The 23,307-nt window shown below is 46.6% G+C and carries 17 protein-coding genes; 8 read left to right on the top strand and 9 right to left on the bottom strand.

What is annotated here, in order from left to right:
- Nucleotides 1–15 precede the first annotated feature (15 nt).
- A complete protein-coding gene (locus LY387_RS23860) occupies nucleotides 16–1,509 on the bottom strand; it encodes a CoA-acylating methylmalonate-semialdehyde dehydrogenase (RefSeq protein ID WP_234496651.1) in 1,494 nt (497 codons plus the stop codon).
- A 22-nt stretch (nucleotides 1,510–1,531) separates the two neighbouring features.
- Nucleotides 1,532–2,737, bottom strand: coding sequence for an acetyl-CoA C-acyltransferase (locus tag LY387_RS23855; protein WP_234496650.1), 1,206 nt, complete (start codon nucleotides 2,735–2,737; stop codon nucleotides 1,532–1,534).
- Between the two features lie 178 nt (nucleotides 2,738–2,915).
- On the opposite strand from LY387_RS23855, the gene LY387_RS23850 reads away from it, so the two are divergent.
- The 5 genes from LY387_RS23850 to LY387_RS23830 all read left to right on the top strand — a co-directional run bounded on the left by LY387_RS23850 (nucleotide 2,916) and on the right by LY387_RS23830 (nucleotide 7,868).
- Nucleotides 2,916–3,284: a MerR family transcriptional regulator gene (locus LY387_RS23850; RefSeq protein ID WP_128650128.1), complete on the top strand. Its 369-nt coding sequence runs from the start codon at nucleotides 2,916–2,918 to the stop codon at nucleotides 3,282–3,284.
- Nucleotides 3,285–3,351: 67 nt separating this feature from the next.
- Complete coding sequence (locus LY387_RS23845) at nucleotides 3,352–4,521, top strand: isovaleryl-CoA dehydrogenase (protein WP_234496649.1); 1,170 nt, start codon at nucleotides 3,352–3,354, stop codon at nucleotides 4,519–4,521.
- A 9-nt stretch (nucleotides 4,522–4,530) separates the two neighbouring features.
- Nucleotides 4,531–6,135: a carboxyl transferase domain-containing protein gene (locus tag LY387_RS23840; RefSeq protein ID WP_234496648.1), complete on the top strand. Its 1,605-nt coding sequence runs from the start codon at nucleotides 4,531–4,533 to the stop codon at nucleotides 6,133–6,135.
- A gap of 9 nt (nucleotides 6,136–6,144) precedes the next feature.
- The gene (locus tag LY387_RS23835; RefSeq protein ID WP_234496647.1) at nucleotides 6,145–6,933 is read left to right on the top strand and encodes an enoyl-CoA hydratase-related protein; all 789 of its coding nucleotides are present in this window, start codon (nucleotides 6,145–6,147) and stop codon (nucleotides 6,931–6,933) included.
- A 5-nt stretch (nucleotides 6,934–6,938) separates the two neighbouring features.
- A complete protein-coding gene (locus LY387_RS23830) occupies nucleotides 6,939–7,868 on the top strand; it encodes a hydroxymethylglutaryl-CoA lyase (RefSeq protein WP_234496646.1) in 930 nt (309 codons plus the stop codon).
- Nucleotides 7,869–7,876: 8 nt separating this feature from the next.
- Here LY387_RS23830 and LY387_RS23825 read toward each other — a convergent pair whose 3' ends face one another.
- The 4 genes from LY387_RS23825 to LY387_RS23810 all read right to left on the bottom strand — a co-directional run bounded on the left by LY387_RS23825 (nucleotide 7,877) and on the right by LY387_RS23810 (nucleotide 12,061).
- Nucleotides 7,877–8,227 (bottom strand): DUF3147 family protein, encoded by a 351-nt coding sequence (locus LY387_RS23825; protein WP_234496645.1) that lies wholly within the window; start codon nucleotides 8,225–8,227, stop codon nucleotides 7,877–7,879.
- 35 nt (nucleotides 8,228–8,262) lie between these two features.
- Entirely contained in the window at nucleotides 8,263–8,544 is a 282-nt protein-coding gene (locus LY387_RS23820) for a putative quinol monooxygenase (protein WP_234496644.1), read from the bottom strand.
- A 148-nt stretch (nucleotides 8,545–8,692) separates the two neighbouring features.
- Nucleotides 8,693–9,886 carry an acetate/propionate family kinase gene (locus LY387_RS23815; RefSeq protein WP_234496643.1) on the bottom strand — a complete coding sequence of 398 codons (1,194 nt, stop codon included), beginning with the start codon at nucleotides 9,884–9,886 and terminating at the stop codon, nucleotides 8,693–8,695.
- Nucleotides 9,887–10,165: 279 nt separating this feature from the next.
- Entirely contained in the window at nucleotides 10,166–12,061 is a 1,896-nt protein-coding gene (locus tag LY387_RS23810; protein WP_234496642.1) for a DEAD/DEAH box helicase, read from the bottom strand.
- A 432-nt stretch (nucleotides 12,062–12,493) separates the two neighbouring features.
- On the opposite strand from LY387_RS23810, the gene rnb reads away from it, so the two are divergent.
- Entirely contained in the window at nucleotides 12,494–14,509 is a 2,016-nt protein-coding gene (gene rnb, locus LY387_RS23805) for an exoribonuclease II (protein WP_234496641.1), read from the top strand.
- Nucleotides 14,510–14,580: 71 nt separating this feature from the next.
- Here the strand turns inward: rnb and LY387_RS23800 are convergent, their stop codons facing one another.
- Nucleotides 14,581–14,928: a DUF3024 domain-containing protein gene (locus tag LY387_RS23800; protein WP_042470331.1), complete on the bottom strand. Its 348-nt coding sequence runs from the start codon at nucleotides 14,926–14,928 to the stop codon at nucleotides 14,581–14,583.
- Between the two features lie 179 nt (nucleotides 14,929–15,107).
- On the opposite strand from LY387_RS23800, the gene LY387_RS23795 reads away from it, so the two are divergent.
- Both LY387_RS23795 and LY387_RS23790 read left to right on the top strand, forming a co-directional pair.
- Nucleotides 15,108–15,923 (top strand): phosphate ABC transporter substrate-binding protein, encoded by an 816-nt coding sequence (locus LY387_RS23795; protein WP_128649045.1) that lies wholly within the window; start codon nucleotides 15,108–15,110, stop codon nucleotides 15,921–15,923.
- Between the two features lie 198 nt (nucleotides 15,924–16,121).
- Nucleotides 16,122–16,442, top strand: a complete 321-nt coding sequence (locus LY387_RS23790; RefSeq protein WP_234496640.1) for a heavy metal-binding domain-containing protein — start codon at nucleotides 16,122–16,124, stop codon at nucleotides 16,440–16,442.
- A gap of 87 nt (nucleotides 16,443–16,529) precedes the next feature.
- On the opposite strand, the gene pulA is transcribed toward LY387_RS23790, so the two are convergent.
- Nucleotides 16,530–20,534: a pullulanase-type alpha-1,6-glucosidase gene (gene pulA / locus LY387_RS23785; RefSeq protein WP_234496639.1), complete on the bottom strand. Its 4,005-nt coding sequence runs from the start codon at nucleotides 20,532–20,534 to the stop codon at nucleotides 16,530–16,532.
- 420 nt (nucleotides 20,535–20,954) lie between these two features.
- On the bottom strand, nucleotides 20,955–23,264 hold the full coding sequence (locus tag LY387_RS23780) for a DUF7507 domain-containing protein (RefSeq protein WP_234496638.1): 2,310 nt from the start codon (nucleotides 23,262–23,264) through the stop codon (nucleotides 20,955–20,957).
- Nucleotides 23,265–23,307: the final 43 nt, after the last annotated feature.

Raw genomic sequence — 23,307 nt, 5'->3', positions numbered from 1 at the left:
GAAGCTCACCTTTTTTCAGCGAAGCTGAATCGTTAAATTGGGACCATCAGACACATCTTCTTCAAACCATTTTGCGGTAACGGTTTTGGTCTCGGTGTAAAAACGAACGGCTTGTTTACCGTAGGCATGAAGATCGCCATAGAAGCTGCCGCGCCAGCCTGTAAATGAAAAAAATGGTAGCGGAACTGGGATCGGAACATTGATCCCTACCTGACCCACGAGCACCTGATGTTGATATTTGCGTGCAGCTCCACCGCTCGCTGTAAAGATAGACGTACCATTGCCGTATGGATTGGCGTTTACCAAAGCAATTGCCTCCTCTAAGCGGTCCACCTCTATACACACCAATACGGGTCCGAATATCTCTTCTTTATAAATCGCCATCTCTGGTGTCACTCCTTTAAACAAAGTTGGAGAGACCCAGTTTCCGTTCGGATAACCTTTGACAGTACTGTTGGAGCCATCTAGCAGGCACTGCGCTCCCTCTGACTTCCCTTTTTCAATTAGATCCAACACACGTTTTTTCGCTTGTTTACTAATAAGTGGTCCATAAGCGGCTGAGGCATCATTCCATGCGCCAGGCTGGATCGTCTTCATTGCATCACTAAGTTCATCAATCCACTGATTTGCGCTACCGACAAACACCGCTACGGAAATCGCCATGCAACGCTGCCCCGCTGCGCCCACCGACGAACCCACCAATTGGTCAATAACCTGCTCTTTATTTGCGTCAGGCATGATCACCATATGGTTTTTCGCGCCCGCAAAGGCTTGTACTCGCTTGTGATTTGCCGTTCCCGTTTGATATATGTATTGAGCGGTGGGTACTGAACCAACAAATGAAACCGCGCAAATGTTTGGGTGAGTTAGCAAGTAGTCAACCTGGGGCTTCGACCCATGAATAACCTGCAAAATACCTTTTGGCGCACGCGCTTGATGGAATAGCTCAGCGAGTTTTAATGCGGTAAAAGGAACTTGCTCTGAAGGCTTGAGAACAAAGGCATTGCCTGCTGCTATGGCAATCGGGAACATCCAAAGCGGTATCATGGCTGGAAAATTAAACGGAGTAATACCACAGCACACACCAAGTGGCTGAATGAGCGAATAGCTATCGATATCTGTCGCCACATTCTCGACGGTTTCGCCCATCATATTTGAGGCAATGTTTGCTGCTTGCTCCACCACCTCGATCCCACGCCACACATCACCCTTGGCATCTGCCAGGGTCTTGCCTGTTTCTTTGGAGAGCACTGCTGCGATATCGTCGTGGTGCTCTTTCAGTAAGTGCTGATAACGAAGCATTAAACGAGCACGTTCTGACACTGCCACCTCACGCCACACTCTTTGAGCTAAAACAGCTTGCTCAATGGCGGCTTCCATCTCGTCCATCGGCGTCAGTGGCACCATTCCAATGACATCGTTGGTACTCGGGTCAGTGACGTCAAGCCATTCTGTCGCATTAGAGACGATGGCTTGACCATCAATAAAATTTCTAACGTTGTTGGTCATGAGTAAGTCCTCATAATGTCCGTTAAATATTCGGTACTTCGATGGCGACCGCGGTTGCCTCACCGCCACCAATACACAAAGTGGCAATTCCTTTTAGAGGTTTATCTGATTTGAGTGCTCTTTCTCTCAGCGCATGTATGAGCGTCACTAGAATTCGGGCGCCACTCGCACCGATTGGATGCCCTAAGGCGCAAGCACCACCTTTAACATTGACCCTTTCTGGGTCGAGTTCTAGCTGGTCAATTGCTATTTGAGTGACAACAGCAAAGGCTTCGTTGATCTCCCAAAGATCAACATCGTTTTTATTCCACTGGAGCTGCTTGAGTAGCTTTTGAATGGCATCCATGGGTGCCAGTGTAAACTCTGAAGGTCTTCTAGCAGCTGTTACCTGTCCCTTAACAACAGCGAGCGACGCGAGTCCCAAGTCTAGGCCTTTTGCTTTGCTTATCAGCACTAATGCCGCAGCCCCGTCCGAAATAGCACTGGAGTTTGCTGCTGTGATGGTACCGCTGCTATCAAAAGCGGGTTTTAGCGAGGGGATTTTACTGACTCGGATAGAACTGGGTAGCTCATCATTCGATATAAAAGTGTTGTTATCTAATTGGATCTTGGCGGTTTCTTGTGAAAACGAGGCATTTTCTATGGCACTTTTCGCTCTCATTGCTGAGCGTACCGCCCATTCATCCATTTGTTCACGGCTGTAGCCGAGTGCATCGGCGGTTCTCTGACCGTAAACACCCATTAGCTCGCCGTCATAGGCATCTTGAAGCCCGTCTAGGAACATATGATCATAAGTCGTTTTGTGCCCAATACGCATGCCATTACGCCCTTGCGGCAACAAGTATGGCGCATTGGTCATACTCTCCATCCCGCCCGCTACCGCACACGCAGCTTCCCCCGTGCGAATCTGAGTGGTCGCCATCATCACAGCTTTCATCCCCGACCCACACACCTTGTTGACGGTTGTGCAAGGCGTGTTGAGATTGAGATTCGCGTTCAGAGCAGCTTGTCTGGCCGGAGCTTGACCAACGCCTGCAGTCAGCACGCAGCCCATTACGACCTCATCAACGACGTCTACGTCTAGCCCAGATTCTTTCAGCGCCGCGCTAATTGCGATGCCTCCTAAATCCGTCGCACTAAATGAAGCAAGATCACCCTGAAATTTTCCCATCGGCGTTCGCTTCGCTGCAACTATCCAGACTTCGTTGTCTTCAACATGCTTATCCATCACCTTGCTTCCTCACCCACTTCATTGTTAATGATTAGCTTGACGTTTACGTAAGCATAGCACTAACATTTACGTAAACGTAAAGAAACAAGTTGCTAACTTGTCAATTTATCTTTACTCAATACAGCAGTGGTAGAGTGAAGACTGACCTGAGCCCAGTTAATCGGAGAGCAGTACCGTGGAAACCTATAAGATCAGCGAACTCGCAAAAGAATTTGATATTACGACAAGAAGCATTCGTTTTTATGAAGATGAAGGTCTAATCCAACCGGACCGAAGCGGCAGTATGCGTCTCTACAATCGACGCGACAAAATACGCCTTAAACTCATACTGCGAGGAAAACGCCTAGGTTTCTCACTCGCAGAGATCAGGGAATTGTTTGAGCTTTATGATACTCATCAAGAAGGTGACCAACTCACCAAAATGTTGAAGATCATTGACGAGAAAGAAGCCGTTCTCAAAAGACAGCTCGATGACATTAATACACTACTGGAAGACTTGACCGTTGCGCGAAAACGCTGCGAAGACGCATTAGCAAAAGACTAGAACGCTCAGTAAACCATTGCGCAACAAGCGTTCGTGACTAGGTCAATGTCCAGTATGAGGAGGAATTATGCTCGCTCAGTATCGCCCCATGGACTTTGGCTTAGATGAATCCATCAACCTACTTCGTGAACACGTGAGCGGGTTTGCGAACGAATGTATCGCGCCTCTCGCCGCTCAAATCGATGGGCAAAATGCTTTTCCAAATGAATTGTGGTCACAACTAGGAGACATGGGCTTACTCGGCGTTACCGTCGCTGAACAGTATGGCGGCGCAGATATGGGCTACCTTGCTCACGTCGTTGCCTTGGAAGAAATCAGCCGAGCTTCCGCCTCCGTCGCTCTTTCTTATGGCGCGCACTCAAACCTTTGTGTCAATCAAATATACAGAAATGGCAATACACATCAACGTGAAAAATACCTGCCAAAGCTCATTGATGGGTCGCACGTTGGCGCGCTCGCAATGAGTGAAGCAAATGCTGGTTCAGATGTGGTGAGTATGCAGTTAAGAGCCGAGCGCCACGAAGACCACTTTTTACTTAACGGCTGCAAAATGTGGATCACTAATGGTCCCGATGCCGATGTGCTAGTTGTCTATGCCAAAACCGATCCGAACGCTGCGCAACACGGTATTACTGCTTTTATCATCGAGAAGCAGTTTGATGGATTCAGCCATGCTCAAAAACTCGACAAACTTGGTATGCGCGGTTCAAACACCTGTGAGCTGGTATTCCAAGACTGCAAGGTACCGATTGAGAATGTGTTGGGTGAAGTAAACCAAGGCGTCGAGGTATTGATGAGCGGCCTTGACTACGAACGCGTCGTCCTAGCTGCCGGCCCCGTCGGCATTATGCAAGCCTGCCTTGATCTCGTCGTTCCTTATGTTCATGAACGCAAACAGTTCGGACGCGCCATTGGTGAGTTTCAGTTAGTTCAAGCCAAGCTTGCTGATATGTATACCCGTTGCAACGCTGCTCGCTCTTATCTGTATGCGGTTGCTAACGCTTGCGATAGAGGCAAAGTAACCCGCAAAGATTCTGCAGGCGTCATTCTGTACACCGCTGAACTAGCAACGCAAATGGCGCTCGATGCGATTCAACTACTCGGCGGTAACGGTTATATCAACGAATATCCTGCAGGTCGACTATTGAGAGACGCTAAACTCTATGAAATTGGCGCAGGGACCTCCGAAATTCGTCGGATGCTGATTGGTCGAGAGCTTTTTGACGAGTCGCGTTAAGGAGAGGCTATGCCACAAATTATCACCAAAATTAAGCCTGATTCTGAGTTATTCAAAGATAATACTGTCGCGATGGAGAGCCTAGTCTCGACGCTGCAAACTAATCTCGCCCAAGTTAAGCAAGGCGGCGGAGAAAAGGCGATTGAGCGTCAACGCAAGAAAGGCAAGTTGCCAGTGCGAGAACGCGTTGAAGCTCTCATTGACAAAGGCTCGGAGTTTCTTGAGATCGCCCAATTTGCCGCTTGGGAAGTCTACGATGAGTCAGTACCTTGTGCAGGGGTTGTTGCGGGCATCGGCCATGTATCGGGCGTAAGGTGCATGATTGTCGCGAATGACCCAGCGGTGAAAGGTGGGACTTACTATCCTTTAACCGTAAAAAAGCACTTGAGAGCACAGGAAATCGCAGCGAAATGTCACCTACCCTGCATCTACTTGGTAGATTCAGGTGGTGCTAACCTGCCACATCAAGCCGAAGTGTTTCCGGATAAAGAGCATTTCGGGCGGATCTTTTTCAATCAAGCTCGCATGTCTGCAAAGGGAATCCCGCAGATCGCCGTCGTTCTGGGTTTGTGTACCGCTGGTGGGGCCTATGTACCCGCCATGGCTGATGTGTCGATTATGGTGAAGCAGCAAAGCACGATTTTTTTGGCGGGGCCGCCACTGGTCAAGGCTGCGACAGGAGAAGAAGTGACAGATGAGGAGCTTGGTGGCGCGGATGTTCACTGCAAAAAGTCTGGCGTTGCGGACTATTATGCTGATTCAGAAAGTCATGCCATTGAACTCGCTCGAGAAGCGGTCTCAAACACCAACCAATCCTTGGATGAAGCAACAGCAGCGTCATTTCTTCCTCCCAAATACGACATCACAGACATCTATGGCATCGTCAACCGCGATTTAAGACTCTCATTTGATGTCCGAGAAGTGATAGCCCGATTAGTAGACGGTTCTGATTTCGATGAGTTTAAAGCACTCTATGGCTCAACCCTGGTATGTGGCTTCGCTAGAATTGAAGGTCAGCTAATTGGTATCGTCGCCAACAACGGCATCCTATTCTCTGAGTCTGCTCAAAAGGGGGCGCACTTTATCGAGTTATGTGCCAAGCGTAAGGTTCCCCTGCTCTTCTTACAAAACATCACCGGATTCATGGTTGGAAAACAGTACGAAGAAGGCGGCATTGCTAAGCACGGAGCCAAACTTGTCATGGCCGTTTCATGTGCAGACGTCCCTAAGTTCACTGTGATCATCGGAGGTTCCTATGGTGCGGGAAACTATGGGATGTGCGGCCGAGCGTATGACCCAACTATGATGTGGATATGGCCTAATGCTCGTATATCGGTAATGGGTGGGATACAAGCCGCTAATGTCCTCACTCAGGTGAAACATGATGTGAAAAAGCGTCAAGGTGAAGAATGGGAGCCTGCTCAAGCAGAAGCTTACAAACTAAGTATTGTTGAGCGCTACGAGCGAGAAGGTAGCCCCTACTACGCGAGTGCGCGGCTCTGGGATGATGGAATCATCGACCCTAAAACAACACGCAGCGTGTTGAGTCAAGCTCTCAAAGCCTCGCTCAATGCGCCTATACCCGACAGTGAGTTTGGTATCTTTCGAATGTAGGGGAAAGCTATGAGTGACCATATACGTCTTGATATCACCGCGTCTGGTGTCGCTACCATTACTTTGAATCGCCCTGACAAACGAAATGCGTTCAGCAGCAAAACGATCAGTGAACTCATAGCCGCGCTAGATTCTCTTTCCAACCAACGAAATGTCCGGTGTTTGATCGTGCAAGGAGAAGGCAAACACTTCTCTGCTGGTGCTGATTTAGCATGGATGAAATCAATGGCTAATAACAGTCGTGAAGAGAACGTCCAAGACGCCAAGCGGCTTGCGCTACTGTTGTCATCGCTGGATAACATTCCAGTGCCAACTATCGCCATCGTTCAGGGTTGCGCCTTTGGAGGAGCGTTAGGGCTACTATGCTGCTGCGATATCGTCATTGGCGAAGAGTCTAGTCTTTGCTGCTTTAGCGAAGTAAAGATTGGTCTGATACCCGCTACTATAGCCCCCTATGTCGTTCGAGCCATTGGATCTCGCTCGGCAAGACGATACTTGCTGACCGCTGAAACAATCACGGGAAAACAAGCACTTGAACTGGGTCTTTTTCATGAACTGACACAGGACGGCGATTCTGAATGTGTTGCGGCGGACATAGCCAAACAAATCCTATCCTCTAGTCCATCTGCCATCCGAAACACAAAATCATTAATTAAAAAATGCCATTTTCATATCGAAGATCCTCTCATCAATCACACCGCAGAGCTTATCGCAGACGCAAGAGTCTCTGAAGATGGCCAGCATGGACTGCAATCGTTCTTCTCAAAAACAACACCAGGCTGGGTTTGGAAGGAATAGCAAACATGAGAAACGACGACCACTCAACAAGCTTGCACAAGCTTTTACCAAAACAGGTCAACATCGTTGAAGTTGGTGCGAGAGACGGGCTGCAGAATGAAAAAATGGTGCCTCTCGACGTCAAAGTCGCCTTAATTGATAAACTCTCCCAAACTGGTCTCTGTTACATTGAAACAGGCGCGTTTGTTTCTCCAAAACGTATTCCCCAAATGGCGAGTTCCGCTGAAGTCTTTGAGGCGATTAACAGAAAGCCGAATATTACCTATTCAGCCCTTACCCCAAACTTAAGAGGTTTAGAAGAAGCCATTCAGGCGGGCGCTGACGAAGTTGCCGTATTTACTTCTGCATCCGAAACGTTCAGTCAGAATAATATTCACTGCTCCATCAACGAAAGCCTAAAGCGCTTCGAGCCCGTTATCGCTCTAGCGGCTTCTGAAAATATCAAAGTTCGAGGGTACCTCTCATGCGTCGCTGATTGCCCGTACGAAGGTCCAACCCAGCCCGCTCAAGTAGCCTCCATAGCAAAGGTAATGAGTGATCTCGGGTGCTATCAGGTATCGTTGGGCGACACGATTGGGACAGGAACACCTTTAAGAATTGCTCGAATGATTGAGTCGGTATCCCATTTATTGCCAGCCCACAACCTTGCCGTCCATTTCCACGATACCTACGGCCAAGCCCTCGCCAACATTTTTCAAGCTTTACAAATGGGTATCAACACCATTGATAGCAGTGTGGCTGGACTCGGAGGCTGCCCTTATGCTCCTGGCGCAAGCGGTAATGTGGCGACAGAGGATGTTCTGTATCTATGTGAGGGGTTGGGTATCAATACTGGTGTCAACTTAGAGGAAGTAGTTAGAACAGCTCATTATATCGCCAAGACTTTAGGCAAAGCACCAAATTCAAAGGTGGCACGCTCTCAAACGCCATATTGACGCTTCCATCATAGCAGTTCGATACCCATACCTTTCGCTATATAGACAACGACAAAGAAGCACCCTATCGATACCAATGCCCCGACACCCAGGGACCACCAAAAAGAATAACGACTCAGCAGGAGTGGAAAGAGAAGAAACATTGGCAACGTCGGCAATACATACCAAAAGGTATAGTAAGCATGATTGGCTAGCTTTTGCTGACCTTGCCCTTCTACATACATCCAGATTAAAGCAAGAATGGTCACCACAGGTAACGCTGCGATCAAAGCGCCAAGTTTGTCACTTCTCTTTGCTACTTCAGAAATCAATACTACTACGCCAGCTGTGAACAGGTATTTGGTGATAATCCATAACATATTCCCTGCTCCTTAACCCTAATGAGGAGTTGCTGTTATTCGCGAATCACTACGTCATAGAAGCGTCTTACATTTACCGTTAGCTGGCCCCACTCCGAAGAAAGAACCCTCTGCTGATGATGTTCGAATGCCTTTTGATCTTCGAACTCTTCATAGACATCAAACCTATTTGAAATAGTCGAATGCTTAGATACCTTGAAGACTAAACAACCCGGCTCTGCCTCGGTTAGCCTTGCGTGCTCAACCAATGCATTTGTTACCACATTTAGCTCTTCTGTCGGAACTTCTATATAACCCTTTAATATGACTGTAGACATCAAAATCCCTTTAGACAATTCATGTATAAATAATGCTTTTGATCAATAGTTTACGAAGCAGGTAATGAAGGTCAATCCGATAGATACAAAAAAACCCGGAGTCAGGCACTTCGGGTCGAGGGTCAATAGATATTGGGGTATCTAATGATTAAAGCAGTTCAACAGATTGTTGAGCGATAACGAATTCTTCGTTAGTTGGGATAACCATAGCAACCGCGTCTAGCAGTTCAGATTTACCGATGATGCCTGCGTTACCGAAGCGTGCATCTTCGTTGCCTTTCGTATCTTCAACGAAACCTAGTAGTTTTAGGTTGCTTAGGATTTCACGACGGATGTCTAGAGAGTTCTCACCAATCCCGCCAGTGAAGATTACTGCATCTAGGCTAGATAGTGGGATCATGTAAGAACCGATGTACTTAGCTACGCGGTATGTGAATACCTCGAACGCTAGTTTCGCGCCTTCATGACCTTCTTCCATCGCTTCTAGGATGCCACGTGCGTCTGACGTTAGACCAGATACACCTAGGAAACCAGATTTTTTGTTAAGCGTTTCGAAAACTTTCTCTTGGCTCCAGCCTTTTTTCATCAAGAACTCAATGATACCTGGATCAAGGTCACCAGAGCGCGTGCCCATCATAAGACCAGCTAGCGGAGTAAAGCCCATTGACGTATCAACACTTTCGCCGTTGCTGATAGCACATACTGATGCGCCGTTACCTAGGTGAACAGAGATAAAGCTCGATTCTTCAACCGGTTTGTTCAGCATTTTCGCCGCTTCACGGCTTACAAAGTAGTGGCTTGTGCCGTGGAAACCGTAACGACGGATACCGTACTCTTTGTAAAGCTCGTTAGAGATTGCGCCAGTGAATGCTTTCTCAGGCATAGTTTGGTGGAATGCAGTGTCGAACACAGCAAACTGAGGAAGAGAAGGAAACGCTTCCATCGCAGCTCGGATACCGATAGCACCTGCAGGGTTATGTAGTGGAGCAAGATCCGCAAGTTTTTCGATTTCCGCCGTCACTTCTTCGTTAATGCGTACAGTCTTAGTGAATTTCTCACCACCGTGAACGATACGGTGACCAACAGCTACGATGTTCTCTTGCAGACCTAGTTCATCAGTCAGACCTACTAGCTTGCTGATAGCAATTTTGTGGTGGCTGTCATCGCCTTCGATAGCGATTTCAGTTTTTTCACCATTGAATTTCCAGCTCATACGAGACTCAGGAAGGCCAAAGCACTCGCCAAGACCAGAAAGTACTGCTTCACCATTTTGTGAATCAATCACGGCAAACTTCAAAGATGAGCTACCAGAGTTGATTACGAGAACAAACGAATTAGACATGGGGGGATTTATCCTGTTATTGAGCATTGATGGAAGTCGACTTCCAAACATTAGTAGTATTATTCAATATTTTTTGAATGTTTCAACTTTCTTTTAAGAATTCGATTGTATCAAAATGATATTTATTGATGATGATCAACATATTATTTAATTCACGATTTGAATTTAATCGATTGCATCCCTTGATTATAGTAGCTTCGCAGACAGGTTGCATATTCATCATACAAAAAAGCCGAGCTTACGCTCGGCTTTCAACTATTTTTGAGTGCTCAACTATTTTTAAGCTTCATCACGACGGTTGCGTGAGAATGAACGCTCGCCACGGTGGCTACCACGGTGATCGCCACCACGGTTACGATCAAAACGACGCTCGCCATCACGACCACGGCCACGACCGCCCTCACGGTTACCGTCACGGTTGCCACGGTAGCCACCGCCATCGCGATTACCACGGTAGCCGCCACCATCGCGACGACCGCCGTCACGACGACCACGAGGCTCACGGAAGTCGTTGAAATCAACCACTACCGCACCCGCTTCTTTTTGGCGGATACGTAGTTTCTGTAGCTTACCAGCAACGTCTGAAGTCATTGCTTTTGGAAGCTGAACGTAAGTTGATTCACGGTCTAGCTTGATAGCACCGATAGAACCTTTAGTTAGGCCTAGTTCGTTTGCTAGTGCGCCAACGATGTCTTTAACCTGAACACCCTGCTCGCGACCAACTTGTAGTTGGTACGTATCCCAGTCTTGAGTGTTGAAGTTACGACCGCCGTCACGACCACCGTCGCGATCGCGGTTTTCACGGCGCTCTTTGCGACGCTGCTTGTCACGCTCGATAGCAGCGATCATTGGGTCTTCACCAATGTAGAACAGTGGACGTTTACCCTGTTGGCGCTTAAGAAGGATTGCCGCAAGTGTTGCTGCGTCAATCTCTAGAGTTTCTTGTAGCTTCTCAACAAGCTCAGCAAACTTGTCTAGTGACTTGTGCTCAGTTTCTTGAGCTAGTTCTTCACCAAGTTTAACGAGGCGAGCTTCTGCAACCTTGTCACGTAGAGGAAGTTGGATTTCTTCCATTGAAGACTTAGTTACGCGCTCGATAGTGCGAAGCATACGGATTTGGTTAGTGCGAACTAGAAGGATCGCTTTACCTTTACGTCCAGCACGACCAGTACGGCCGATACGGTGGATGTAAGACTCAACATCGAATGGGATGTCGTAGTTGAATACGTGCGTAATACGTGGAACGTCTAGACCACGTGCAACAACGTCAGTCGCAACTAGGATGTCGATAACACCTTGTTTGATGTGATCAACAGTACGCTCACGTAGAGACTGAGGAATGTCACCGTGCAGTGCCGCTGCTTTGAAGCCGCGTGCTGATAGCCAATCTGCAAGACGCTCAGTATCTTGACGAGTACGTACGAATACGATTGACGCGTCAGTTTCTTCTGTTTCAAGAAGACGAGACATTGCTTCGTCTTTCTCGACGCCTTTAACAACCCAGAACTGCTGCTCTACTTTGTCAACTGTGTGGTTTTTACCAGCAACGTCGATGTACTCAGGCTCACGAAGGAAACGGTCAACGATCTTCTTAAGCATTGGAGGCATAGTTGCAGAGAAAAGTACGCGCTGTGCTGTTTCTGGAGCGTGCTCCATGATCTCTGTTACGTCGTCAACAAAGCCCATGTTTAGCATTTCATCAGCTTCATCAAGAACAAACGTGTGTACTTCGTCTAGGTGTAGACGGTCACGGTTGATAAGGTCTTGAACACGGCCAGGAGTACCAACAACAATGTGAGCACCAGATTTAAGTGCACGCATTTGATCAACGATAGATGCACCACCGTAGATTTCTAGAACTTTAAGACCAGCAACGTTTTTACCAAGGTTCTTAACTTCAGCAGCAACCTGAATCGCTAGTTCGCGAGTTGGGGCAAGAACGATAGCCTGTGGCTTACGTTGACCAAGGTCTAGCTTGTTAAGTAGAGGAAGAGAGAAAGCAGCTGTTTTACCAGTACCAGTTTGTGCTTTACCTAGCGCGTCTTTACCTTCTAGAAGGTGAGGAATAGCTGCAGCTTGGATAGGCGTTGGAGAAACAAAACCCATTCCGTCAAGAGCAGAAAGGATTGCGTCGTTCAGCGCTAAATCGCTAAACTGGATAGTAGAATCTGTCATTGGGATCCCATTCTTAGATTAATAACTAGGTCCCACGAGCTCTACCAATTCCAAACTGATCCAGATTGTCTCTAAAAACAATCGATTAAGAGCTGATTCCATTCAGATGCGGATAAGTAACAAATCGCATCAAGCCGCTAGGGACGTAAACAAGGAGGCGGATTATTCCCTAAAAGCACAAAAAAAGCTAGAAAAAATTGAAATACATCACAATTTTCTCCTCAATGACAAAAATCTGTATAAACCATAGTCAAACTGACACATTTCTCGGTTAGAAAACAAACATTCATGCTTTTAGGGACTTAGCAACTTAACTATTGCTGCGACTGTCCTGTCTCGATTTACTTCAACTTGTGTGTGACGCCATATCAATCCAATGGTAGAATCCACCGCAATAATCGCTTCTCTCAAGCAAAGGTATATAAACGCTACATGTTTCAAGACAATCCGTTACTCGCTCAACTTAAGCAGCAAATTCAAGAAAACCTTCCTAAAAAAGAAGGGACCATCAAAGCGACTGAGAAAGGTTTTGGCTTCCTAGAAGTGGACGCTAAAAACAGTTTCTTTATTCCGCCTCCGTACATGAAGAAGTGTATGCATGGCGATAAAGTTGTCGCGATCATTCGTACGGAAAAAGAGCGTGAAGTAGCAGAACCTCAAGAGCTTGTAGAGCAAGGCGTAACCCGCTTTATTGGTCGCGTTAAGTTGTTTAAAGGCAAACTGAACGTTACACCCGATCATCCGCAACTAAAGAAGCTGACGTTGAAAGCTAAGACCATCAAAGGTCTTAAGTCAGATGAGCTAAAAGAAGGTGACTGGGTTGTTGCTCAGCTTATTCGACACCCTCTTAAAGGCGACAATGGTTTCTTTGTTGAAATCACTGAGAAGATCACTGATGCTGATGACAAGATTGCTCCTTGGTGGGTAACCTTGGCGCAAAACGATTTGCCAAACACTGAGCCAGAAGGTCTTGATACTTGGGAAATTAAAGATGACGCAGCACTAGAGCGCATTGACCTAACTGACATGCCTTTCGTCACTATCGATGGTGAATCCACCAAAGATATGGACGATGCACTGTATGCGAAAAAGAGAGAAGATGGCCAGTTCGAACTTACGATTGCTATCGCTGACCCAACTGCATACATCACTCCAGAAGATAATATGGATAAAGTAGCGCGCGAGCGTGGCTTTACTATCTACCTACCTGGTCGAAACATTCCGATGCTACCTCGCGACCTTGCTGATGACCTTTGCTCTCTCATTGAGAATGAAGTACGCCCAGCAATCTGCTGCCAAGTGACCGTTGATGCCGATGGTGTTATTGCAGATGACATCAAATTCTTCGCTGCCAACATCAAGTCACATGCTCGTTTAGCGTACGACCATGTGTCGGATTGGCTTGAAACAGGCAGTTGTGAAAAATGGCAACCGACAGAAGAGATCGCTAAAGTTGTGACTGACCTGAGCGAGTTTGCCAAAGCACGAGCCAATTGGCGTGAAACTCACGCAGTTGTATTCCCAGATCGTCCAGACTATCGTTTTGAACTAAGTGAAGACAACGACGTCGTCGCTATTCACGCGGATATGCGCCGTACAGCTAACCGCCTAGTGGAAGAGTCGATGATCACGGCTAATATCTGTGCGGGTCGTGCAATTAGCAAAGCATTTGGTTACGGCGTGTTCAACACCCACCTAGGCTTTAAAGCTGACAAATTAAAAGACGTGGTAGAACTTGTAAACCAAGATAAGGAAGAAGCGACGTATACCGCTGAATCTCTATCGACACTCGAAGGCTTTGCAGCGCTTCGTCGCGACCTTGGTGCGCTTGAGTCAAGCTACTTAGACAACCGTATTCGCAAGTACCAAGCCTACAGCGAAATCAGCAACCAGCCTGATGCGCACTTCGCGATGGGACTGGATGTTTACGCGACTTGGACCTCTCCGATTCGTAAATACGGCGACATGGTTAACCACCGTCTTCTCAAAGCATTGATCCTTGGTAATGAACCAATTCAGAAGCCAGATGATGCGCTAGGCGAAGAGCTCGCTATTCACCGTAAGCACCACAAGATCGCTGAAAGAACCGTCGGTGATTGGCTGTACGCTCGTACTCTTGAAAACGAACCAAAAGCTGGAACAGAGTTCACTGCTGAGATCTTCGACATCAACCGTGCAGGCATGCGTGCTCGTCTTCTAGAAAATGGCGCTGGTGTGTTCATCCCTAACCCGCTAATCGTTGCCAACAAAGAGCGTATCGAAAGCAACAACGAAACAGGCACAGTGTCGATCGATAAAGAAGTGGTTTATCGCTTAGGCGACACGCTGAAAGTCGTACTTTCAGATGTAAACCAAGAGACGCGTAGCCTAGTTGCTAAACCTGTTGAGGTATTTGCTGAGTTACCTGCTGAGGTAGAGACGGCGACAGAGACCGAAGAAGAGAAGTAATTCTCCATTCGCAAAAATGGGAGCCTAGGCTCCCATTTTTTGTATCTTTTAATACATAACTCTCAAACGCTTTACCAGAAGTACGCCTTCGGGTCTTTTTCGATTTCTCGCATAACGGCGGTGAGATCTGAACTTTTGCCAAGAAACGGATAAGGTATCCAAGTTTCGCCGTCTTCTTCATCGGGAACAAACACCAACCAATTCTGATCATTTGGATCCAGTTCGACCTTGGCTACTGCACTGGTGTAACTCGAAGAAGTAGAATCAAGCAGATAGTGTGCTTTAGAAAATACTACGCCCTGCTCTAGCATTTCAAATAGAGACTTTCCGAGTTCAACGGGCATACTGCGATTACGGTTACTGCAAACAATCTCCGCACACCGCTCTAAACGGCACTGTGACATTTGAATAAGCGTCATACACCACACCTCTAGTTAGATACATTTAATATAACTGCTTTTTGGGTAGTTTGTTAGCGTTGCATAGTCCAAAAGAATGTTTTTGGGAGCCAGCCCAACAGCGAGTTTCGCCAATTCACAAAAGTGTCACACTAACGAAATATGATGTGGCAAATTCTTACTTTATTTGGAGTTTTCCTATGCTTCGCATCGCGCTAGCCACCCTACTCTCTATTACCAGCATTGCCCATGTTCAGGCAGAAGAAGTGAACGTTTCAGGTTCAACCTCTGTTGCGCGAGTAATGGATGTTTTAGCAGAACAATACAACAACCAAAACTCAAACACATTCGTTGCAGTGCAAGGCGTGGGTTCAACCGCAGGCATCACTCTTTTGGAAAAAGGCGCGACCGACATTGGTATGAGCAGCCGTTATCTCACAGTTCAAGAAAATAATGAGTCTCTAGAAGTCTTTCCAATCGCCTACGACGGTCTTGCGGTTGTCGTTAACCTTGCAAACCCAGTTCAAAACGTAACTCGAGAGCAGCTGTTCAATATCTATAAAGGTAAGATCTCCAACTGGAAGCAACTTGGTGGTCCAGATCAAAAGATCGCAGTAGTAACTCGTGAAGCCTCATCAGGTACTCGCGCAAGCTTTGAAAACCTTCTCGGTCTAACTCGCGTCATTAACGACAGAACCGTTTCAGATATCAACCCAACCAACTTGGTCGTTAATAGCAACAGCATGGTAAAAACCATTGTGAACCACAACCCACACGCGATTGGTTTTATCTCTGAAGGCTCAGTAGACCGCTCAGTTAAAGCGATTCAGTTCGAAGGCATTGACGCTTCAACCAAAAATATCTCGGAAGGTAAATACAAACTGGCTCGCCCATTCTTGTTGCTGCACAAGAAAGACGATATCGATGACGATGCAGACAAGTTCATCAAATATGTTCTTTCAGCCGAAGGGCAGATGTTGATCGAAGAGTACGGTTACACCCCAGTTAAGAAATAATCTTTGAGAAGGAGAGCGTTGCTCTCCTTCTCTATATCTCATATCCCCAAACCCCACCTCTACAAAACACTTCACAAGACACTGTGATGCACCCTTTGATTCCATAATTGATACTTTTCTCTAATCCAACCAAGCTGCTATGGTGAATAACACACCATCTCTTTCTTCATTAAGGAACTCTTCATTAAGGAACAACGCATGATAGTAACAACAACACAAACCGTTGAAGGAAAAAGAATTGTTAACTACAAAGGCGTGATTGCCGGCGAAGCAATACTGGGCGCTAACGTCTTTAAAGACATGTTTGCAGGACTACGTGACATCGTCGGGGGTCGCTCTGGTACTTATGAGCGTGAGCTACAAAGAGCGCGTGAGATTGCTTTGAAAGAACTCGAGCAAAAAGCCAGCGACATGGGCGCGAACGCAGTGGTTGGCGTGGATCTCGATTATGAAGTACTGGGTAGTGGGAATGGTATGTTGATGGTATCGGCGAGTGGTACCGCGGTGGTAGTCGACTAACATCAATCGCCTAACTCCATTTAATACCGACACAATGAGAAAAGGCAGCGAATGATCGCTGCCTTTTTAGTTATCGGTTACAAAACCTTATAGCTGTGTAACGGTAAGCACTGGTGCGCTCTTGTCAGCAAAGTTAACCTCGAAGCGGTAATCACCTGCGCTCGGGATTGCAATGCCTAAGTTCTTAGTTGCTGGACCAACGCCCAGTGTTAGTGGCGTACCGAACTCAACTGAAACACCTTCTGCATCCGGAGCAAAGATAGTTGCATCTGACCAACCAGAGTCTGCTACTTTCATGTCAAAGTTACCCGCGCTTAACGCGACTTCAAGTGCGTACACATCGTTAGCTACGTAGGTGAACTTAGCAGAATCAATCGCAGCCCAACCAGAATCAGTGACATCGCCACGTAGGTATAGTGCTGTATCACCCCAAGTTGGCGCATCTGGTGCCGCAACAACGGAAACTACTGGTTTATCTGCTGTATCGTTTTGCATGTAAGACGCATCAAGAGTGAACGTGTACTTGCCTGCTGTTTCAACAGATAGCTTACAGTTACCTTCTGTACCAAGGTCGATAGAGTCGCTTGCTTGGTCAGCCCAGTCACAAGGGATATTTACATCACCCCAGTTTGCATCTGCAAACTTGAACTCATGATTGCCCGCATCTAAACCAACAGTCAACGTATAGATGCCGTTACCAACGAAGCTCATCTTGAACTCGTCAATCGCAGGCCAGCTATCACCCGTTAAGCTACCACGAACATACACATCAGTCTCGCCATAAGGAGGCAAGTTTGATACATCTTTATTCGACATGTCTACCGGTAGACCAGCACCTTGTGCGCCGTTTTGAGGCAGAACAAATACTGCTGTCGTTAGTGCTGGAACAGTGAACGTGCTATCCGCAAACTCTGCCGTCTTCACGATATCATCAGCAGAAGCTTTCTGAACATCGTGCAGAACAAACCCTGCAGTATCTTCGATAGTGAAGTCTTGAGTTGTAGCCGTTGAGTTAATCACAACCACAATCGCATCGTACTTGCTATCTAAATCAGCACCAGCGCTTGTACCATCATCAATCGTCATCACAATCAGACCTTGAGTTTGGTCTGCGCCAACGTTACGGAAGTCTACGCGATTCTTAACTTCAGCTGCGGTCGCAAGGCGGAACAGCTCGCTGTCGTTACGGATAGTAAGTAGCTCCATGAACTGCTGTTTAGACAGTTCGATATCGTCTGCATCTGGCTTAGCCGTCGAATCTGCGATGATCTCTTTGATCAAGTTCCAGTTTGAACCGTCTTTGTCTTCACGAGGTAGACCAACGTTCCAGTTGTTGTCTGTACCGTCGAAACGAACGCGGTTATACCAGTCACCCGAATCGTAAGAGTCACGTTGCATTGACTTAGAACGAAGTAGCTCAGAGCCCATGTGGATGAACGGAATACCTTGGCCCATCATCACAGTAGACAGAGAGACTGTTTGCATGCGCGCACGCTCTGCAGACGATGTACCTGACGCAATCTTATAGGCATTGTTATCCCAAAGCGTTTGGTTATCGTGCTTAGAAACGTAAGAGATGTTCTCTGAAGGTTGCTCTGTGTAACCAGCAGGTGCACCATTGTAGTCTACGTTCTTACCTAGCTTAGTCTCACCCTGTGAATCAAGCAGTACATAAGTCGCTAGGTTACCTGCCATACCCAGACGAACTAGGTCTTGGTTATGAAGCATCGCCTTAGTTGTTGCAGCAGAGTCTTCAACCTCATCGTTCATGTAAGCAGCGTTACCAAAGCCTTGGTTGTACTTAAGTGAACGGCGACCATCTGTGTCTTCGCCACCGTCGAACGGACTACCGCCACGAACAGCGTCACGTAGACGATCCGAGAAGGTACCGATACCTGTACCAGCCATTGCGATCTGGGTTGCTTGCTCAAAACGAGCATGGTTTGCAACTTCACCGAAGTCCCAACCTTCGCCGTAGAAGATAGTATCCGGGTCAATCTTCTTAACTTCTGCTAGCGCTTCTACCATTAGGTCTTTAGGTTGGTGACCCATCAAGTCAAAGCGGAAACCGTCTACGTTATAATCGTTCGCCCACACTTTTAGTGAGTCGATCATAAGTTTACCCATCATTAGGTTTTCAGTTGCTGTGTTATCACAGCACGTAGACATTTCTACGTCACCCGTGTTGATGTTTAGACGGTGGTAGTATCCTGGGACAATTTTATCTAGTACTGACTTATCATTCACGCCCGATGCATTAGTGTGGTTGTACACCACGTCCATAACGAACTTGAGTCCCATGTCATGAGTTGCTTGAACCATTTCACGGAATTCTTTGATACGTGCAGAGCCGTCAGCGTCACTTGCATAGCTACCTTCAGGCACCGTGTAGTGGAACGGGTCATAACCCCAGTTGAAGCTATCCAGCATACGAAGGTCATTCATCAACGCCTGGGCATCACCAGTTGAGCTATCAAAGCCTTCAAGCACGGATTCAATGGTGTCACCCATGTTACCCGTCGCACAAATAGCAGCGTCTGACTTAGCTTCACACAAGTCACCAACAGTATCTGTGATATCTACGCGGTTCACTTCATCGACAGTTGCAATATCAAATGCTGGCAGCACGTGCAGAGTTGTCATACCTGCGTCTTTTAGCGCTTGTAGGTGTTTTACTGACTCACGCTCTGACTCAGTAAATGCAAGGTACTTGCCGTTGTTTGCAGTAGTACCGTTAGTGTCGCTAAAGCTGAAGTCACGAATGTGTGACTCGTAAAGTACGTGGTCAATATCTTTCGTTGTTGGACTAGTAAAGGCAGCGCCCCAGTTTTGAGGAGCTAGATCAGGATCATCAAGATCAACAACATGAGAATAGAGAGAGTTTGCAGATACGCTCAAAGAGTACGGGTCAGTCACTAGACGCTCTTCAACCTTACCCGTTGTTGGATGATAAACCGTCACTTTATAGCGGTAGAACTTACCAACTGCGCCAGAAACAGGATCACTAGACCAAACACCATTGTCGGTGTTTTCATTCATAGTAATCGTTTCTTCTAGACCTTTATCGTTATCATAGATTTCAAGAGACACAGACTGAGCCGTTGGCGCCCAAAGTTTGAAGGTTGCCGAGCTACCTTCAACGATCGCACCCAGCTCTTCAGACATTGCGTCACCTGCATCTTCTGAAGCGTAGACAGAGTCTAGTACGCCCGCTGACTGAACTTCAGTTGCAGAGATGATTTCGTCATTAGCGTTATATGCAACAAGAACAATTTGTCCTTTGAGAAGGTCGTGAACCTCAGCCGCGGTAAAGTTATTCGTTACAGCTTTTAGGCTTGCTAGGTGTCTGAAGCGCTCTTTCTGCGAATCATTTAGATCGCCACCAATGGATAGATCAAGCTTTTCACCACCAGAGATGTTTTTGTCTTCATCAAGCTCAATACCACCCGTCTTGCTGTGGTAAAGTGCCACTTTGCTCGCTGAACCTGCTGATTCCCAAGCAATAGTATCTGCATCAATCCAGTGTGCAGAACGGCCATCAATCACTACCGGGCGCTCTTCAATAGGTGCGTAGTAAAGTTTGCTGCTGCCATGGAAGCCGAAGATACCTTTGTTTTCATCTAAGTTGCGAAGTTCAACTTTAAGGTTGTTGCCACCAAACGCTTTCTCGTCACCTTTATGCAAAATGAAGTTCATACACTCATGAGGGTCTGACGCATTTGGGTTAACTTTAAGTACGTAATAAGCACCATAAGTATCACTGATACCAGAGTGAGCGTATGGGCTATCCCATGATGTGCCACCCTCTGCGATGCTCATCGCTTCTAAATCTGTACTCTCACACCCTTCGCCATTCCAAAGGTGCAAGCCCCAGCCATCATATGTCCCGCCAGATTGCGCAGCTACATCGCGTTTGTAGTAGATTACAACTTCGTTTTCACCCGCCTGATATAGACCTTCAATATTACCCGTGTTTCCGCCAGCATCCGTACCAGAATCACTACTCGAGTTACAACCTGCTAATACAGCTGCTGAGAGCAGAGGTATTAGGGTTTTAGCAACCACTGTCATGTTTAGTTTTTTATTGTCCACTTTCTAAACCTTTTGTTATAGAGGGAAAAGAGGCGTCTTACATCAAAGACTTGACCTGTCTCTATCCTAAAAAAGGTCCTGCCGAACAAAATGTGAAAAATGTTACTAAAGTTTTTGAAATTGATGAAATAACCTTTTCATTGAACACAATTCACACTACTGGACGTAAAAAACCCTACAAAATGCAATCAAGCGCACAACATTTAGACTGACCAGCCTGAGGCGTAGTCGAGGGGGTGGAGATAGGTAGGCGTAGAAATCAGCCTCCAATGAGATAGATAGCTCGCATTTTAAGACAAACTTAATATTCGACGAAAAATAAGAGTTCAATGATTCGCTTGGCGGTTAACCAAACTTGAAATGAAAAGCGTAAATTTGAGCGAAAGCGTACATCACCAATGGCAATGTACGCTCATATTTTTATTCCTGAGTAACGAGTTGAACGGATACATTTCCGCTAACCGTATTATCTTGGTCATCCTTGACACTGACAACGACTGCATCTCCAGCGTTAGCATTAAAGTTAACCGCGGTTACGTCATCAAGACCTGCCTCGAAGTCCACGACAAAGGCACACAAGTAAGTGTCGTTACCTGAACCGGCATACTCTATATCTTTATTGAGTTCACATGCTGGATAGAACACTTCGTTATAGGTGCCTCCTACATTTCTGAAGGTGAAACCGTCATCGACGACATCATCCTCTAGCACGTTCTGGCTAAACAATGTGAGACCAGACAACTTAACGTTTTCGATACTGGTATTCTTGATCTGCAAGACCACAACGATTCGCGGCGCAAACGCGAGTTCAAGAGTTGGCATCACATCGGTAAAGTTGACCGTTTCAGTCGCTACAGCCATAACCATCTGACCATCAGCGTCGACACCTTTGACATTCGCTATATTCACATGACTATCACCTGCACTGCCCTGTAGATCACGGGAGATTACACAAGAGAGCATTTCTCCTGGATCTGCCACATACTCGCTTAACTTAGTTGAACCGCCTACCAAACATTCATCGACTAGCTCACCAAATTTATCATCTAGCAACGAACTAAATGTCACTGTGTCAACTCCGGAGCTATTCACTGTAATGGTGAAGGTGTAGTCAATAGCACGAACAACAGATGGATCGTCTCCAGTTTCCGGTACAGAATTCGGTGTCGCCAGTTTAGTTAACGAAATGCTAGAAGGAACATCTAGTATCGCAACAGCATGTGTATTGCTGCTACTTGCTGTGTCACCCTCATTGTCCGAGATCGTAATGCTAGCCTCATTGACAATGGCTGCATCACCAAAGTTGCCTATAAGATTAGTTGTATAAGTACACACGACTTGTTCACCAGCATTCAGCGTAGCTCCTGTGGTACAAGTTCCGGTACCACTCGAGATATCAAACAAATTATCGCTGAGGGAATCGATAGACACTGGCGAGTCAAAATAAGATGACGTATTCGTAATCGTTACAGTATAAGTTACTGGTCCACCCGGCTCTGTTACTGCAGCCACATCACCTTCTTTAAGGAGGTTAACACTTGGCATAACATTAGTGATGGTCACGTCAATAGGCCCACTACAATTACTGCCATCGCCAGAACTCAGCCACGTAGGACATGTCGAACCATCGCCAACTGGTTCATTATTTTTGTCAGCTAAACCAACATTAACAACATCTCGATACACCTCAGTTTTAGTCGTGTTATCTAGATCGATGTCTTTGACATACACAGAAAATGCACAGCTAAACGTTGCAGAAGGCACTACTTCGGTCGGTTGTGTGTGACATGTATTTGCTACAAGGTAAACACCATCTGGATCAGACTGCGTGGGCGTTGATACTGGTGGTAAGAGTAAATTTACCGAGTAATCCGCCGGCGCACTGCTCACTGGAACAACAGAGACTTCGTCAATTAGCGAAGTAACAAACAGTGATGAAGCGGTGCTTGGGTTAGTAAAGCTTAACGTATAGTCGAACTTGCCACCGGGTTCTGAAACACTGGTTGCTGATACCACTTGTTTGTTAATTGCCGGTGGATTAGGTCTAATAAACAGATCAATATTGAACGTGTCACAGTTACATTTAGATTTTGTGTTGGGGATTTGGCCTGAGGAGAAGTTGCTATCATCAACAGTACAATTGCTTCTTTCAATATTGTCCCAGGCAGCACAGTATGAGAAATCTGCACGACCATCTTCATCATTATCGACACAGAGCATATTTATACGTTCATTGACTAGCACGTACTGGTCGCCTGTGTTGGTTTTGATGATGTCCCCACATTCGTCGCCGTCAATATTAACATCTTGATCGGCTCCGCTATCCCCTGGCTTGGGTAATATGAGACTACAATTCTCCGCTCCTCCTTGAACAACTTGGGGTGATTCTGGCGTGAGTGGAAGATAAAAAGTGGTATCGTAACGCTCTTTTGCATTGGTTCGAATGGTAACATCCGCATCAAAGCTAACGATTTGGCCGGGCGTACACTCACTGATTCCCACTGGTACAACATTGGTAATTTCAACGTCGTTAGCGGTACAGTTCAATTGGTTTTGGGGTAAGGAGTTTCCTGGTTTGAGAAGATAGGCATCTGCCATACATCGGCGTTCATAATCATCGCCAAAATCCCAACCAGCGGCTTGTGTGTGAGATGGACTGGCATATAAAAACATACCAAGTGCGATAACTGCCCCATGCCGAGGCAGGTGCTGCAATAGACTGTTATTCATCGTTCTGTCCTTCTGAGCAAAAGAATACGCATACTGCTAAGTG

The sequence above is a fragment of the Vibrio maritimus genome (assembly GCF_021441885.1).
GTDB lineage: Bacteria > Pseudomonadota > Gammaproteobacteria > Enterobacterales > Vibrionaceae > Vibrio > Vibrio maritimus_B.
Note: the sequence above shows the minus strand (reverse complement) of the source record. Positions and strands in the feature narration are given on the sequence as shown.